Origin of the sequence: Flavobacterium sp. (genome assembly GCF_040383245.1) — a bacterium.
In the GTDB taxonomy this organism is placed as follows: Bacteria; Bacteroidota; Bacteroidia; order Flavobacteriales; family Flavobacteriaceae; genus Flavobacterium.
This window is the reverse complement of sequence record NZ_JBEIDX010000013.1, coordinates 37,386-54,156: the sequence shown is the minus strand read 5'-3', so window position 1 is coordinate 54,156 and position 16,771 is coordinate 37,386. Positions and strand designations below refer to the sequence as shown.

Sequence of the window (16,771 nt, the reverse complement as noted above, 5' to 3'; positions counted from 1 at the left end):
ATAGAATTCCTATGAAACTAACTATATTCGGCTGTTATGCCGCTACACCCAGGACTTTATCCAATCCAACATCTCAGGTTTTAGAAATAAAAAACAGAGTTTTCTTAATTGATTGTGCCGAAGGTACTCAAGTGCAATTACGTAAAAGCAAAATCAAGTTTTCTAAAATCAATCACATTTTTATTTCTCATTTGCATGGAGATCATTTTTATGGACTCATTGGTTTGATATCGACTTTTATGTTGTTAAATCGTGAAAATGATTTACATATATATGGACCAAAGGGAATTAAAGAAATTATTTTACTACAATTAAGAGCCTCAGATTCGTATTCTGGATACAATCTTTATTTTCACGAATTGACTTCTAAAGAATCGGTTACCGTTTTTGAAGATGAAAAGGTAATTGTAAAAACCATTCCGCTAAGTCATCGCATTTATACAAATGGATTTTTGTTTCAAGAGAAAAATATTGAACGAAAGTTAAATTTTGAAACTATTGAAAACTATACTATTGATAAGGTATATTTCAATAAAATAAAGTTTGGCGGGGATGTTACCCTTGAAGACGGAACAGTTATTCCAAATTCGGAATTATCTTTTCCACCATTACCTGTAAAATCGTATGCGTATTGCAGTGATACTAAATATGATGAAAAGATTATTCCGATTATTCAAAACGTAGATTATTTATATCACGAAAGTACTTTTTTAGAAAGTGAAGAAGCATTATCCGAAAAAACGATGCATTCTACCGCAAAGCAAGCTGCAACTATTGCAACTAAAGCCCAGGTAAAAAACCTTATTTTAGGACATTATTCTACGAGATATAGTAGTATTGAACTCTTTAAAGAAGAGGCGCAAACGATTTTTCCATCGGTTCATCTTGCCGAAGACGGAAAAGAGTTTTCGCTCGATTAGTCCCTAATAACAAATCTAAAAACCTATCTTTGCACCGCAGACCGCCTTATCGCTGTTCAGAAATGAAGAGAGGAAAGTCCGGACACCACAGAGTAGCATAGCGGGTAACACCCGTCGGTTTCGATTTATCGAAATTAGGACAAGTGCAACAGAAAGCAGGTACAGGTAATGCTGTAGTGAAACCAGGTAAACTCTATGCGGTGAAATTTCAAGTATATCGACATTTAAGGATTACTCGTCCGTTGTCGAAGGGTAGAAAGATAGAGCTTGTGAGTAATTGCAAGCCTAGATAAATGATAAGGCGCTGATTTATCAGTGACAGAATCCGGCTTATAGGTCTGCTTTTTTTATTCTGTTTCTTCTTCCGATTCTAATTCATAGAATGTAAAAACAGATCCTCCGTAATTTTTTTCAAATGAAAAGTGCTCCAAATGATTTAACTTGGTATGCTTCGAATGTTCAACAATAAGCATGCCTTCATCGTCTAAAAGATTGCTTTCAAAAACTAGTTCTATTAATTTTTCAAAATCTTTTTGTTCCATCCCATAAGGAGGATCGGCAAAAATAATGTCGTAACTCGCTTTGTGTTTTTCTAAGAATTTAAAAACATCACTTTTTATTGCAGTAATATTCAAGTCGAATTCTTTAGCTGTTTTTTTTATAAAATTTACACAACCCATATCACCATCAATACTGCTGATATCTTCACAACCTCGAGATCCAAATTCGTAGCTGATATTACCAGTTCCAGAAAATAAATCAAGAATTTTTAATTCTGAGAAATTGAAATGATTATTTAAAATATTAAACAAGGCTTCTTTGCTCATATCGGTAGTTGGCCTAACCGGAAGATTTTTTGGAGCAGTTATTCTTCGGCCTTTATATTTGCCAGATATGATTCTCACGTGTGGATAAGGATAAAAAATTCTCTATTTTCAGAATCTGTAAAAGTGTTTTTCTTATCAGATACATCCAATAAAGAAACATTTCTAATGTATTGATAAGCAATTTTGTAATAGGCATCGTCTTCCTGAATGGTTCCAAGTAATTCTAATTGAAAGTTTTCTGGATTTAGTTGCAGTTGCTCTGCAGTAAACAAAATGTAGTAGATAAAATCTTCTGGAGTTTTATATTCAAATGAATTAAATAATAGAAGTTTTTGATTTTGAACCACAATGATTTCAAAATGACTTTCACTAATATTAACGAACATTTTGCGTTCTTCTTTATTTTTAGATAAATCTAATAATCTTGAAACCAAAATTGTGTGTGCGTGCTTGTAATCAAATGAACCATATTGATCAATAAAAAAATTATTCATATTCACATATGGAATATAAACATGATTCATTTCATAATTTTCTAAAGCATCAAAAGTAAAAAAATCGGTTTCAAAAACCTTCGTATTGTATTGAAGATAACTACCAATAAATTCCTCGTCGAATAGCGCCGTTGGGACAAAAGTTGATAAATTATTACTGTGAATAATTGCTATTTCATCATAGTGGTGCTTCAACTCGGGATTGTCATGATAAACCAATTCCATAATCTCTTCAATCTTCGCACTGCGTTGTGAATTGGTAAATGGGACATGCTTTAATAATAGCGGTGTAGAATTCAAAGTATCAAAAACGCCAAAAGACAATCCGTCCAAGGCAACTTGGATAGCTAATTTTTTGTAGGTTTTATCAATAATACTGTTCGACATGTTTGCTTTTATGACTCAGCAAACTTACGAAGAAAAAATCAATATTTGTTAATAGATGTAATTTAGGATGTTGAATTTGCCTTTTAATCCTATATCTTTACATCTTGTTTATTTCTATAACTTTTGAAGAATTTTTATTCCATATTATCAAGCAATTTTCCATTTAACCCTACAGTTAAGCAGGATCTTTTTTTTCAAAAAATTGCCGCTTTTTTAGAATCGCCATCCAATGATTCTATTTTTGTATTAAAAGGATATGCAGGTACCGGGAAAACCACGGTGATTTCTACTATTGTAAATAATTTAGTAGAAATAAATAAAAAATATGTGCTTCTTGCCCCAACGGGAAGAGCAGCCAAGGTTATTGCAAATTATTCGAATAAGCCAGCATTTACAATTCATAAAAAAATATATTTCCCTAAAAAATCGAGTGGAGGTGGAGTAGCATTTACGATGCAACAAAACAAACACAAAAACACCATCTTCATTATTGATGAGGCATCTATGATTTCTGATCAAAGTATTGAAAGTAAATTGTACGAAAATGGAAGTCTTCTCGATGATTTAATTTCTTATGTATATAGCGGTGAGAATTGTAAAATGATTTTGCTAGGTGATAGTGCTCAATTACCGCCGGTTGGTATGGATATTTCACCAGCTTTAAACACGGATACTTTAGAACTCGGCTTTGATAAAAATGTTGATTCAATTGAATTGGATGAAGTCATGCGACAAGAATTGAATTCAGGGGTTTTATATAATGCAACCGAATTGAGAGAGTTATTGAAAGATTCGTTTATTACCGAATTCAAATTTAAACTTTCTGGATTCAAAGATATTGTTCGATTGACCGATGGTTATGATATTCAAGATGCCATCAATCAGGCATATAGTAATTATTCAATTGAAGACACGGCTTTCATTGTGCGTTCAAACAAAAGAGCCAATCAATACAACGAACAAATCAGGTTAAAAATCCTTGATAAGGAAAGTGATTTGTCTGTTGGAGATTATTTGATGGTAGTTAAGAATAATTATTTTTGGCTCAAAGAAAAAGATGAAGCTGGTTTTATTGCAAACGGCGACATCATTGAAGTATTAGAAATATATAGTTTTAAAGAATTATACGGATTTAATTTTGCTAAAGTTAAAATCAGAATGGTCGATTATCCAAATCAGATTCCGTTTGAAACCGTATTGATTTTGGATACACTTAAAAGTGAATCACCATCGCTAACTTATGAGCAATCTAATGCACTTTATACCGAAGTTCAAAAAGATTACGAGCATCTAACTTCAAAATATGCGAAGTTTCAAAAAGTAAAAAACAACGAATATTTCAATAGTTTGCAAGTTAAATTCTCTTATGCCATTACTTGCCATAAAAGTCAAGGAGGGCAATGGGATACTGTATTTATTGAACAGCCTTATTTACCAGATGGTATCGATAGAGATTACATTCGTTGGTTGTATACCGCAATGACAAGAGCCAAATATAAGTTATATTTAATTGGCTTTAAAGATGAAAGTTTTGAATAGTAAATTACTTCGAATTTACGTTTTCAACCCATAATCTAGCATTTACAAACGCTTCAATCCATGGCGAAACTTCGTCTTTTTTATCACTTGGATAATACGCCCAGTTCCAAGGGAAAGTAGAACGCTCAATGTGCGGCATCATAACTAAATGTCTTCCGGTTTTATCACAAAGCATTGCCGTGTTGTAGTCAGATCCATTCGGATTTGCCGGGTAACCTTCGTAACCATATTTAGCAACAATATGATATTGATTTTCTTCGTAAGGTAAATTGAATTTTCCTTCTCCGTGCGAAACCCAAACACCTAAAGTGCTTCCTGCTAATGATGAAAGCATAACCGAATTGTTTTCTTGAACCTTCACAGAAGTAAAAATACTTTCGTGTTTTTGAGAATCATTATGACGCATTTTTCCATGAATTTCATGTTCTGGATTGATCAATTCTAATTCCATAAACAATTGGCATCCATTACAGATTCCTACAGATAAGGTATCTTCTCTTTTATAGAAGTTTTGTAAAGCGGTTTTGGCTTTTTCGTTATATAAAAAGGCACCAGCCCAACCTTTAGCAGAACCCAATACATCTGAATTGGAAAATCCACCAACTGCTCCAATAAATTGGATATCTTCTAAAGTTTCTCTTCCCGAAATTAGATCGGTCATGTGTACATCCTTAACATCAAATCCAGCCAAATACATCGCATTTGCCATCTCACGCTCACTATTGCTTCCTTTCTCTCTAATAATAGCAGCTTTAGGACGCGCATTATTTGGAATAATTGGTGCTTTTCCTGTAAAATGAGCAGGAAATTTATAGTCTAATTTTTGTTTGTCAAAATTCTCAAAGCGTTCTGTTGCTTTGTTGTTTTTAGTTTGTTTTTGATCTAATAAATAAGAAGTTTCAAACCATATTTTTCTATAGTTATTTACATCTAATTTCCAGCTTCCAAGTTCTAAAATAGCACTTTCAGTAACCGATCCAATTTTGAAAATTTCCATTTCTTCAAATGTTTTTTCAAATGTAGCATCGTCTTTTGCCTGAAGCACTACTCCAATATTTTCTGAAAATAAAAGTTTAATTAAATCTTTTTCATTTAATGAATCGAAATTAATTTTTGCTCCCAAATTTACATCTGCAAAGCATAATTCTAATAAAGTAGTAATTAATCCACCACTTCCAATATCATGACCGGCAATGATTTGTCTGTCTTTAATTAGGTTTTGAATCGTATTAAATGCATTTTTGAAAAAGGCTGCATCTTTAATTGTTGGAGTTGCTTCACCAATTTTATTCAACGTTTGTGCAAACGAGCTTCCGCCTAATTTGTGTTCATCTTGCGATAAATTAATATAATAAATAGAACCTTTATTATGTTGTAAGACAGGCTCCACGACCTTAGTAATATTCGAACAATTTCCTGCCGCTGAAATAATAACCGTTCCAGGTGCAATCACTTCATCATTTGGATATTTTTGTTTCATTGAAAGTGAATCTTTCCCTGTTGGAATATTGATTCCTAATTCAATTGCAAATTCAGAACAAGCTTCTACAGCTTCATACAAACGAGCATCCTCTCCTTCATTTTTACATGCCCACATCCAATTTGCCGAAAGGGAAACACTTTTTAAATTGTCTTTTAATGGAGCAAAAACGATGTTACTTAAAGCTTCACCAATAGCATTTCTACTTCCTGCCTTAGGATCAATTAATGCCGAAATAGGAGCGTGGCCTATAGTTGTTGCAATACCTTCTTTTCCGTTGTAATCTAACGCCATTACCCCAACATTGTTTAAAGGTAATTGTAACGGACCAGCACATTGCTGTTTGGCAACTTTACCGCCAACACAACGGTCAACTTTATTGGTAAGCCAATCTTTACAAGCTACCGCTTCTAATTTTAATATGTTTTCTAAATAGGTTGGTAGATTTTCTTGCAAATAACTTAATTGATTGTAATTTCTTACAACAGTTTTGTCTGCCATAATGGTTTTAGGCGAACTTCCAAACATGTCTTCAAGCGCAAAATCCATTGGTTTTGCACCTGTTTTTTTACTTTCAAAAGTAAAACGATGGTTTCCGGTTACTTCTCCAACTTGATACATTGGCGAACGTTCTCTATCGGCAATGCGCTGTAACGTATCAATGTCTTTTTCACCAATAACCAATCCCATTCGTTCTTGGCTTTCGTTACCGATAATTTCTTTAGCAGAAAGGGTAGGGTCACCAACAGGTAATTTGTCTAAGTCAATTAATCCTCCGGTTGCTTCCACTAGTTCTGATAAACAATTTAAATGCCCACCGGCACCATGATCATGAATTGAAACAATAGGATTTTCATCACTTTCTACCAATCCACGAATGGCATTGGCAGCTCTTTTTTGCATTTCAGGGTTTGATCTTTGAATCGCATTCAATTCGATACCCGACCCAAAAGCACCCGTATCTGCAGAAGATACTGCGGCACCACCCATTCCAATTCTATAATTTTCACCACCAAGAATTACAATTTTATCTCCCGAAGTTGGTTCGTATTTTTGTGCTTGCGCTGCTTTTCCGTAACCAATTCCACCCGCTTGCATGATTACTTTATCATAACCCAATTTGCGGTTGTTTTCTTCGTGTTCAAAAGTTAAAATAGATCCAGTAATAAGGGGTTGACCAAATTTATTCCCAAAATCGGAAGCACCATTAGATGCTTTGATTAAAATATCCATTGGTGTTTGATACAACCATTTTCTTTCTTGCATTCCTGCTTCCCAAGTTCTACCTTCATTCAATCTAGAATAGGCGGTCATGTAAACTGCAGTTCCAGCTAACGGTAAAGATCCTTGACCACCAGCAAGACGGTCTCTAATTTCTCCTCCAGATCCAGTTGCCGCGCCATTAAATGGCTCAACTGTAGTAGGAAAGTTATGTGTTTCTGCTTTTAATGAAAGTACCGAATCAAATTCTTTTTTGGTGTAATAATCGGGTTGGTCGGCTCTATTAGGAGCAAATTGTTCCACTCTTGGCCCTTTTATAAAAGCCACATTATCTTTGTAAGCAGAAACAATATCATTAGGGTTTTCTGCCGATGTTTTCTTAATTAATTTGAATAATGAAGTTGGTTTTTCTTCTCCATCAATAACAAAAGTTCCGTTGAATATTTTGTGACGACAGTGCTCTGAATTCACTTGTGAAAAACCAAAAACCTCAGAATCGGTTAATTTTCGATTTAGTTTTTTAGAAAGATTTTCTAAATACTCTACTTCTTCAGCGCTTAATGCCAAACCTTCTTGTTGGTTGTACTGCGCAATGTTTTCAATTTCTAAAATAGCTTCTGGAGCAATATTAATGGCGAAAATATCTTGATTTAACTCGGAATATTTTTGCGAAAGCATTGGATCAAACTGCAAATAATTTGCAGTAACTTTTTCGAATTCTTCAATTCTAATAATTCCAGAGATACCCATATTTTGAGTGATCTCTACGGCATTGGTACTCCAAGGAGTTACCATTGCGGCTCTTGGACCAACAAAAAAATCCGCAAGCACGGATTTATCTATTTTTGTTGCATTACCAAAAAGCCAATTTAATTTAGAGATAGTTGCAGCTGAAAGTTGGTTTTCGCTCGATTGAACGGCAAAAACAGTAGCGCTTTCGTTTCCGAAAAAGTGAATCATTTTATTGTTGTGTTGTAAGTGACAATAAAAAATTGCCCTCGTGTTGTGTATGCAAATTTAGTTTAAAAATTAAAAGCAACAAAAGGAGTTGTAAATAGTTTTTAACGGGTTTTCGACAATTTTGAAAATAAATTAAGCCCTAAACAGGGCTTAATTTAATTGGCTATAAATTGGTAGGCACCAATAGTTGTATTTGTTGCATTTCTAGGTTTGTTAAGTATGTCAAACGGACTCGAAATTGCCGGCGGAATTATTGCAAATAAACTTTCCGTTGGCCACATTTGGTTCTTAGCTTGATTTTTAAACTTCGGATTCAGATTCTTTTTATTGCCATTTTGTTCCAAACGAATACTATCATATAAAGGATTTGAGGCAAGAACATTACTTTGATCATTTACTTTAAATAAGCAATTTGAAAAATTAGTAGTGAAGGCAACCCCTTTCTTTTCTAATGAAATTTCAGTGCTATTGGAACCGTAAACGATACAATTCGTTAATGTTGTAGTGGTTGCTTTTGTTAAGTATGCGGTATCTGTTTCTAAATAATCATTTAATAAAACGGCGGCTTGTTTTGAGCTATTCCAATTGTTATTAAAAGTACAATTAGTAAAAGTATAAGTGCCGCCAAAAGTAGCTGCAAGATTTGCTTGACCGGAGTAATTAATTACTAAATTATCTGCAGTAATTTGTGCTGATCTTCCTAATATTCCAAAATTTGAACAATTATAAATTTGTGAATTTTTGATGGTCATTTTAGTAAATGAATTGTCAGTTGTTAACGCTAAATTGTTTGATAATATTCCAACAGTAGCATTTTTTAATGTAAGGTGCTCAATCAGGTTATTATTAGAATTTGAGAAGTTAATAATTGCGGTCCATTGTCCTGGAACATCCGAATAATTTGGTTCTAATCGATCGCCTTCAAAAATAACTTCTTTACTCAAATCTTCTGGATCATTTGTAGGAGATGGCAAACCATTTATTCTAAGTGTAGCGTTTTTTGCAATAATCAAACCTGAATTGGCATGAAAATGCACTCGAGCTCCACTACTTACATTTAGAGTTTCATTATCTGGAACTAAAGCATAACCATAAATCACATAGGGTTTGTCGTTACCCCATAAATACTCATCATTATTATTTGGATCATTATGGTTTAAGGTGCTTCCGGTAATAGTAACCGGTAAATTCTCATCATCATTACCTAAATTGATTCCTTCATAGGTATAGGTATTGTCGGGATTTTGTGTTCTGTTTGGATAAATAAAATAGGCATCCTGAATTAATGTAACCAATTCTACTGTTTGTGGAGCGCCACTAATATTAGTAAATTGAATTTGATCGGTATACAAGAAATCTGTTGGATTAGCGCTTGCAACATCGGCAGTAACTTCTATAAATATGAACAAACTATCTTTGGCTAATAATTCTACATTACTAAAGATTTTTCCTTGTGCTCCGGAATCTCCGGTCATACCATCCACCATAATTCGGTATTTGGAGTTCAATCCTTTGCCAAGTTGAATTTTCGGAATAGAAATATCTTTATCACTTTTATTAAATACTTTCAAAGTGTAAGTACTTGAACCAATATTGGTAAAAACAGTATCTAAATACACGGTGTCTTTAGAGAATTCTAATCCACCTGTACTTGGCTCAAAAGTAAAGTCATTTCTGCAAGAAGTCAATGAAATGGCTAATCCAGCAATAAGTAATAAAAGTAATTTACGCATATCTTATTTTCTAATTTGGTAAATGTAGGTATTTATTTGAAAAATCAAAAAGCATTTTAGCTAACTAATAACGTAAGAAAGGTATAATTAGTTTGTGAGTATAAAATTAGTAATTTTGCAAAAAAAAATATCATGGCTTTCGATAGAGAACAAATGCTGAAATTATGCAAAGAGTGGTCCAATAACACTTTGATGCAAACCCTAGAAATTGAATATATTGACGCAGGAGAAGATTACCTTGTTGCTACGATGCCAGTAAATCCTAGAGTGCATCAGCCAATGGGTATTCTTCATGGCGGAGCATCAGTTGCTCTTGCAGAAAGTGTTGGAAGTGCAGCATCCTTAATGTTTATCAATCCCGAAAAACAAGAAGTTCGTGGTATTGAAATTTCGGCAAATCATGTTCGAAGTAAGCGCGAAGGATTGGTTACTGCCACAGCCAAAATATTACATAAAGGGGCTAGTATTCATCTTTGGGAAATCAGAATTGTTGATGAAAATGATAAGTTAATTTCGCTTTGCAAATTGACTAATATGGTATTATCCAGAAGATAATGAGCCAACTAATTCAAAAAATCCAAGAGCATTTAGATTCTAAATTGCCGTTTGTTTGTTATTGTAAACCCAATAGCGACAAACTAATTGGGCTTTTTCAACGAAATAATCAATTACATGCTTTAGATCAAATTAAATCGGGCTTTGCATTTGTTTCCTTTGATTCAAATTCAAAATATGGAATTCCAGAACAGGAATCTGATGTTTACATTGAATCGATTTCGAATTTTGAAGCATATCAGAATAGTGACAAAGAACAAGAGGTGGATGTATTAGCTAAAGTAAATTTTGAATCTCTTGTAGAAAAAGCGCTCAAAGAAATTAATTCTGGAACTTTTGAAAAAGTAGTTTTATCAAGAAACGAATTAGTTGAATTATCAAATTTCACCATTGAAAAGGTATTTTCATCTCTAATATTAAAATACCCCAATTCCTTTCGATATTGTTTTTATCATACTGAAATTGGACTTTGGATGGGCGCTTCTCCCGAGCTGATATTGAAATCAAATCAAAATAAAGTTCAAACAGTTTCTTTAGCTGGAACTCAATTAAATTCGGATAGTAATAATATTGTTTGGGAAGAAAAAGAAATTAACGAACAACAGACGGTTACTAAATATATTGTTGAAGCTTTAAAATCTTGTGGGGCTGAAGTTGCAAAATCAGAACCTTATACCTTTCAAGCGGGTTCAATAGTTCATATTAAAACCGATATAGAAGCACAATTTGAGTCGGAGGTAATTGTTCCAAACATCCTTGAATTGTTGCATCCAACACCGGCTGTATGTGGCTTCCCAAAAAATGAAGCGCTTGAGTTTATTTCTGCAAATGAAGGATACGACAGGGAGTTTTATGCTGGTTATTTAGGTGAATGGAATCAAGATGGAAATTTTGATTTGTATGTGAATTTACGCTGTATGAAGGTAGAAACAAATGATGGTCCTGCGATAGCTAAATTATTTGTAGGATGTGGAATCAATAACGGAAGTCAACCTGAAAAAGAGTTTTTCGAAACAGTTAATAAATCACAAACCTTAAAAAGTATATTGAATTAATTTAGGATTGTCTAAATTAGCATTAAATTATAAAATATGAAATTAGATATTTTAGCTTTTGGGGCTCACCCCGATGATGTGGAATTAGGATGTAGCGGAACTATTGCTAAAGAAATTAGCCTTGGCAAAAAAGTTGGCATTGTTGATTTAACTCGAGGAGAATTGGGTACTCGAGGTTCGGTTGCTATTCGTAATTCTGAATCAGAAAAAGCAACACAACTGTTGGGAGTTTCTGTTCGTGAAAATTTAGACATGCGTGATGGTTTCTTTGTGAATGATGAAGCACATCAATTAAAAATCATTGAGATGATTCGTAAATACCAACCCGAAATCGTATTATGCAATGCTATCCAGGATCGACATATCGACCATGGAAAAGGGAGTAAATTAGTTTCAGATGCTTGTTTTTTATCTGGTTTGAGAAAAATTGAAACTAAAGTAAATGGCGTTTTGCAACAAGCTTGGCGACCAAAAGTAGTTTATCATTATATACAATGGGAAAATTTACAACCTGATTTTGTGGTAGATATTTCTGGATTTATAGATATAAAAATGGAGTCAATTTTGGCTTATAGTTCTCAATTTTATGATCCAAATTCTGATGAACCAGAATCACCAATTAGCTCGAAAAACTTCCTTGAAAGTGTTAAATATCGAGCTCAAGATTTAGGCAGAATCATTGGTGTTGCGCATGGTGAAGGATTTACTGTAGAGAGGTATTTGGCAGTCAATAGTTTAAGTGATTTGATTTAATTTTTTCCGTTTTTCTTTGTATAAAGAAAACTTTTGCAATATATTTGCACTCGTTAAAAATGGTGGTTGTAGCTCAGTTGGTTAGAGTAGCGGTTTGTGGTGCCGCGGGTCGCCGGTTCGAACCCGGTCAGCCACCCTTAATAAAAAAACCTTGAAGAAATTCAAGGTTTTTTTGTTTTTTAAATCTTCATTTATTGTAAATTTGAAAAAATAATCCAAACCTTTTGAGAACAATACTTTCTAAGTTTATTGAAAACCCAACCCACTTTAAAAAGCAATTGCTGCAATGGGCTAATAGTTACCGCGAAGTGGTTTTCTTAGATTCTAATTACTATCCTCAAAAATATTCTAGTTTCGATTGTGTTTTAGCTGTTGATGAATTTACCTCAATTAAGACAGATCATCACAATGCATTTGAAGATTTAAAGCAATACCAAGGTCAAACCAAAGATTGGTTATTTGGTTATTTATCCTACGATTTAAAAAACGATATTGAAGACTTGCATTCCGCTAATTTTGACGGATTGGAATTCCCAGACTTGTATTTTTTTCAGCCCAAAAAATTATTTATTCTGAATGGTGATCAGCTAGAGCTGCACTATTTGCGCTTTTGTGATGATGAAATGGAAGCGGATTACAATGACATTGTTAATGGCTCTTTATATAGCGAAGCAATTACAGAAATTACAATTCAACAACGAATACCTAAAGAAAATTATATTTCTAAAGTTGGAAAAATGTTGGAGCATATTCAAAGAGGTGATATTTATGAGGCTAATTTCTGTATGGAATTTTATTCAGAAAATGCTTTGATAAATCCATTGGATGTTTATCAAAAGTTAAATACTATTTCGGAAGCACCTTTTTCGGTTTATTTTAAAAATGATAATCAATTTTTGCTTTCTGCTTCACCAGAACGCTATTTGAAAAAAGTGGATTCCAAAGTAATATCTCAACCAATCAAAGGAACTTCTAAAAGATTTACGGAATCTGATTTAGATGAAAAATCAAAGAACGATTTAGAATACAATGAAAAAGAGCGTTCCGAGAACATTATGATTGTGGATTTGGTTCGAAATGACTTGTCAAGAACTGCTAGCAAAGGCTCTGTAGAAGTTGAGGAGTTATTTGGAATTTATTCGTTTCAACAAGTGCATCAAATGATTTCTACCATCACATCACAAGTAGAAAACACAATTTCACCTGTTGAAATAATTAGAACAACTTTTCCAATGGGAAGTATGACGGGAGCTCCCAAGATTTCGGCAATGAATATTATTGAAAATCTTGAAGAAACCAAGCGCGGATTGTATAGCGGTGCGGTTGGTTATTTTACTCCAAATGGTGATTTTGATTTTAATGTCGTTATTCGAAGTATATTATACAATCCTCAAAATCAATACCTTTCTTTTTCTGTTGGTAGTGCCATTACTTCTCTTTCCGATCCTGAAAAAGAATACGAAGAATGCTTGTTAAAGGCGAAAGCGATGTTTGCCGTTTTGAGTTAAATAAATTCCGTATTTTTGAAAGATGCTACAAAAACTACAACTTCATTTAGATGCAAATTTTCCTTTATTACAAGGGAAACGCTTGTTTCTAGCTGTAAGTGGTGGTGTGGATAGCATGGTTTTATTGGATTTATTTCATCAATTGCCTTATGATATTGCGGTGCTACATTGTAATTTTTCACTTAGAAATGAAGAGAGTGATGGTGATAAAGAGTTTGTGAAAAGATATTGTGAAGCGAAATCTATTCCATTATATATTCAAAAATTTGACACTAATAAATTTGCTAAAGAAAATAAGTTGTCTATCCAATTGGCAGCAAGAAAATTGCGTTACGATTGGTTTTACAGTCAATTAGCTGAAAAAAAATTTGACTATATTTTGACTGCCCATCATTTAGATGATAATCTTGAAACTTTTTTAATTAATCTTACTCGTGGCACTGGTCTGGAAGGTTTGACTGGGATTCCAACGCAAAATGATAAAGTCATTCGCCCTTTGTTGCCTTTTTCTAGAGTCGAAATTGAACATTATTGTTCGGATACCAATTTGCAATGGCGAGAAGATTCCAGTAATGCCTCCGATAAATATTTCCGAAATAAAATAAGACATTCCATTGTTTCTGTTTTAAAAGAATTGAATTCAAATTTGCTTGCTTCATTTCAAAATACAATTGAAAATCTAAATCAATCGCAATCTCTTATTGAGGATGCTGCTGATTTGGTTTATGAAAAAGTAGTTCAAGAGACTGATAATCAATTGAAAATTGACATTAAGGAGTTGCTCAATTATTCAAATTATAAAGCCTATTTGTACCAATGGCTTAAAGAATATGGTTTTGCTGATTGGGATGCTATTTACGATTTAGTCACGGCGCAATCTGGAAAGCAAGTTTTTTCTGAAAGTTATTTGCTGTTAAAAGATCGTGAAGTCCTGATTTTGTCTCCAAGAGAAGACAATGATTTGGAAGAATATGAAATAGGAGACGCATTAGAATCTCCATTAAAATTTTCATTTTGTAACGTAAGTGACATTTCAAATCCCAATTCCAATTGTATATTTGTCGATCAGGATGCTTTAAAGTTTCCTTTGACAATTCGTAAATGGCAAGAAGGAGATTACTTTTATCCATTAGGAATGCAAGGAAAAAAGAAACTGAGTAAGTATTATAAAGACGAAAAATATTCTTTAATTGATAAATTAAATCAATGGATTTTATGTTCTAATAATCAGATAGTTTGGATTATTGGAAAAAGACAAGATGATCGATTTAAAATTACTGAAAATACTATAAATAAATTACAAATAAAACTATACTAATGAAGAAATTACTTTTTTTACTATTAGCTATTTTAGCTTTTGTAAATGTGAATTCGCAGATTAAAAAGCCCGTAAAATGGACTTCCAAAACCGAAAAAATATCGGATACCGAATTTAATTTGGTTATGAATGCTACGATTGAGCAAGGTTGGCACATGTATTCGCAATTTACTCCAGAAGATGGTCCTTTGCCAATGGTGGTAACTGTTAAGGATCAAAAAGGGAATTTTGAATTAGTAGGTAAAACTAAAGAAAGTCCTTACAAAAAGGAATTCAATAAAGATTTTGGAGTTGAAGAATTTTACTTTGAAGGCAAAGCAACTTTAACACAAAGGGTTAAAATTACTAATCCGAAAACCAGTAAAATTGTAATCAATTTAGATTTTCAAGCATGTCAAAATCAATGTGTTAATGACAATGTTGATTTAACTTTTGTTATTCCAGCTGTATCTGAAACAGAAGTTCCAGTTGCAACTTTAGACACAATTAAAACAGACACTGCAGCTGTTGTTCAGCCTGAAGTGAAACAAGAGGAAGTTTCTGAAACTAATGAACAACCAAAAAATGAAGATGAAAAAGGACTTTGGTCTATTTTCTTTTTAGCATTTATTGGAGGTTTTGCCGCCTTGTTAACACCTTGCGTTTTTCCAATGATTCCTATGACGGTTAGTTTCTTTACAAAACAAAGTAAAACTCCGGCGCAAGGAAAAAGAAATGCAATAATATACGGCGTTGCAATTATAGGAATTTATGTAGTTTTAGGTCTGGCAGTAACAGCTATTTTTGGTGCCGATGCTTTGAATGCGTTGTCTACAAATGTTTGGTTTAATGTAATTTTCTTTGTTTTGTTGGTGTTTTTTGCCACTTCTTTTCTTGGAGCTTTTGAAATTATGTTACCCAATTCTTGGGCAAATAAAGTAGATAGACAAGCAGATAGAGGTGGAATTATCGGTATTTTATTTATGGCACTAGCTTTGGCTATCGTTTCATTTTCTTGTACGGGACCAATTGTTGGTACTCTTTTAGTAGAGGCTGCTTCAAGTGGTGGAATTGCGCCAATTATTGGAATGTTAGGCTTTTCTTCGGCATTGGCTTTGCCATTTATGTTGTTTGCAATGTTCCCAGGTTGGATGAATACATTACCAAAATCAGGTGGTTGGTTAAATACAGTTAAGGTTTCTCTTGGGTTTTTAGAATTGGCTTTAGCCTTTAAATTTTTATCAAATGCCGATTTAGTTTTGCAATTGCATTGGTTTGAAAGAGAAACTTTCTTAGCTATTTGGATAGCAATTTTTGGTACATGGGGAATTTATTTATTAGGTAAAATAACGTTGCCACACGATTCACCTATAACACATATCTCGGTAGGAAGATTAATGTTGGCCATATTAGTAATATCGTTTACTTTTTATATGATTCCGGGATTGTTTGGCGCGCCATTAAAATTAATTAGTGCATTCCCGCCTCCTGAAGAATACAGTGAAAGTCCGAATGGAGTAGGAGGTTCTGCTGCGGTTTTAACTTCTGAAAAATTACCTGATGGCGCAGAGTTAAATAAACACGGAATATTAATTTTTACCGATTATGAAAAAGGGTTGGCGTATGCCAAAACTGTAAATAAGCCAGTGCTTCTTGATTTTACGGGACATGCTTGTGTAAATTGTAGAAAAATGGAAAATAATGTTTGGACGGACGAACAGGTTTCTCAGATTTTAAAAAATGAAGTGGTACTAATTTCGTTGTTTGCAGATGATAAACGCGAATTGCCAAAAAGTGAACAACATATTTCGCCTTCTACAGGTGCAAAAATTGAGACTATTGGAGACAAATGGACCGACTTCATGATAACAAAATACAAAACCAATACACAGCCTTTGTATGTTTTGGTGGATGTAGAAGGAAATAATTTAAATTCGATTACGCCAACAACCAGTTACGATCCCGATGCCAAATTATATGAAAATTGGTTGAAACAAGGAATTGCTAATTTTAAGAGATAAATAAAAAAATCCCATTAATAT

General features: G+C 33.4%; 12 protein-coding genes, 1 tRNA gene and 1 other RNA gene. 10 read left to right on the top strand and 4 right to left on the bottom strand.

Annotation, left to right across the window (positions count from 1 at the left end; translation table 11 throughout):
- Positions 1-11 precede the first annotated feature (11 nt).
- Both ABWO08_RS07040 and rnpB read left to right on the top strand, forming a co-directional pair.
- Entirely contained in the window at positions 12-920 is a 909-nt protein-coding gene (locus ABWO08_RS07040) for a ribonuclease Z (RefSeq protein ID WP_353084654.1), read from the top strand.
- A gap of 33 nt (positions 921-953) precedes the next feature.
- An RNA gene (rnpB, locus tag ABWO08_RS07035) (RNase P RNA component class A) lies at positions 954-1,269 on the top strand.
- Here the strand turns inward: rnpB and rsmD are convergent.
- Together rsmD and ABWO08_RS07025 are read right to left on the bottom strand one after the other, a co-directional pair.
- A complete protein-coding gene (gene rsmD / locus ABWO08_RS07030) occupies positions 1,268-1,825 on the bottom strand; it encodes a 16S rRNA (guanine(966)-N(2))-methyltransferase RsmD (protein WP_353084653.1) in 558 nt (185 codons plus the stop codon). The genes rnpB and rsmD overlap by 2 nt on opposite strands.
- The gene (locus ABWO08_RS07025) at positions 1,822-2,628 is read right to left on the bottom strand and encodes a DUF3822 family protein (protein WP_353084651.1); all 807 of its coding nucleotides are present in this window, start codon (positions 2,626-2,628) and stop codon (positions 1,822-1,824) included. Before ABWO08_RS07025 ends, rsmD begins: the two co-directional genes overlap by 4 nt.
- A 123-nt stretch (positions 2,629-2,751) precedes the next feature.
- Between ABWO08_RS07025 and ABWO08_RS07020 the strand changes: the two genes are divergently transcribed.
- Positions 2,752-4,167, top strand: a complete 1,416-nt coding sequence (locus ABWO08_RS07020) for an ATP-dependent DNA helicase (RefSeq protein ID WP_353084649.1) — start codon at positions 2,752-2,754, stop codon at positions 4,165-4,167.
- A gap of 4 nt (positions 4,168-4,171) precedes the next feature.
- On the opposite strand, the gene purL is transcribed toward ABWO08_RS07020, so the two are convergent.
- Together purL and ABWO08_RS07010 are read right to left on the bottom strand one after the other, a co-directional pair.
- On the bottom strand, positions 4,172-7,828 hold the full coding sequence (purL, locus tag ABWO08_RS07015) for a phosphoribosylformylglycinamidine synthase (RefSeq protein ID WP_353084647.1): 3,657 nt from the start codon (positions 7,826-7,828) through the stop codon (positions 4,172-4,174).
- A gap of 155 nt (positions 7,829-7,983) precedes the next feature.
- The gene (locus tag ABWO08_RS07010; RefSeq protein WP_353084645.1) at positions 7,984-9,561 is read right to left on the bottom strand and encodes a hypothetical protein; all 1,578 of its coding nucleotides are present in this window, start codon (positions 9,559-9,561) and stop codon (positions 7,984-7,986) included.
- 132 nt (positions 9,562-9,693) lie between these two features.
- Here ABWO08_RS07010 and ABWO08_RS07005 point away from each other — a divergent pair, with 132 nt between their 5' ends.
- The 7 genes from ABWO08_RS07005 to ABWO08_RS06975 all read left to right on the top strand — a co-directional run bounded on the left by ABWO08_RS07005 (position 9,694) and on the right by ABWO08_RS06975 (position 16,750).
- Positions 9,694-10,116 (top strand): hotdog fold thioesterase, encoded by a 423-nt coding sequence (locus ABWO08_RS07005; RefSeq protein ID WP_353084643.1) that lies wholly within the window; start codon positions 9,694-9,696, stop codon positions 10,114-10,116.
- Positions 10,116-11,171 (top strand): isochorismate synthase, encoded by a 1,056-nt coding sequence (locus ABWO08_RS07000; RefSeq protein ID WP_353084641.1) that lies wholly within the window; start codon positions 10,116-10,118, stop codon positions 11,169-11,171. Before ABWO08_RS07005 ends, ABWO08_RS07000 begins: the two co-directional genes overlap by 1 nt.
- A 36-nt stretch (positions 11,172-11,207) precedes the next feature.
- A complete protein-coding gene (bshB1, locus tag ABWO08_RS06995; RefSeq protein ID WP_353084639.1) occupies positions 11,208-11,924 on the top strand; it encodes a bacillithiol biosynthesis deacetylase BshB1 in 717 nt (238 codons plus the stop codon).
- A 62-nt stretch (positions 11,925-11,986) separates the two neighbouring features.
- A tRNA-His gene (locus ABWO08_RS06990) sits at positions 11,987-12,060 on the top strand.
- Positions 12,061-12,148: 88 nt separating this feature from the next.
- The gene (locus ABWO08_RS06985; RefSeq protein ID WP_353084638.1) at positions 12,149-13,432 is read left to right on the top strand and encodes an anthranilate synthase component I family protein; all 1,284 of its coding nucleotides are present in this window, start codon (positions 12,149-12,151) and stop codon (positions 13,430-13,432) included.
- Between the two features lie 22 nt (positions 13,433-13,454).
- On the top strand, positions 13,455-14,750 hold the full coding sequence (tilS, locus tag ABWO08_RS06980) for a tRNA lysidine(34) synthetase TilS (RefSeq protein WP_353084636.1): 1,296 nt from the start codon (positions 13,455-13,457) through the stop codon (positions 14,748-14,750).
- Positions 14,750-16,750, top strand: a complete 2,001-nt coding sequence (locus tag ABWO08_RS06975) for a protein-disulfide reductase DsbD family protein (protein WP_353084634.1) — start codon at positions 14,750-14,752, stop codon at positions 16,748-16,750. The genes tilS and ABWO08_RS06975 overlap by 1 nt, the downstream gene beginning before the upstream one ends.
- Positions 16,751-16,771: the final 21 nt, after the last annotated feature.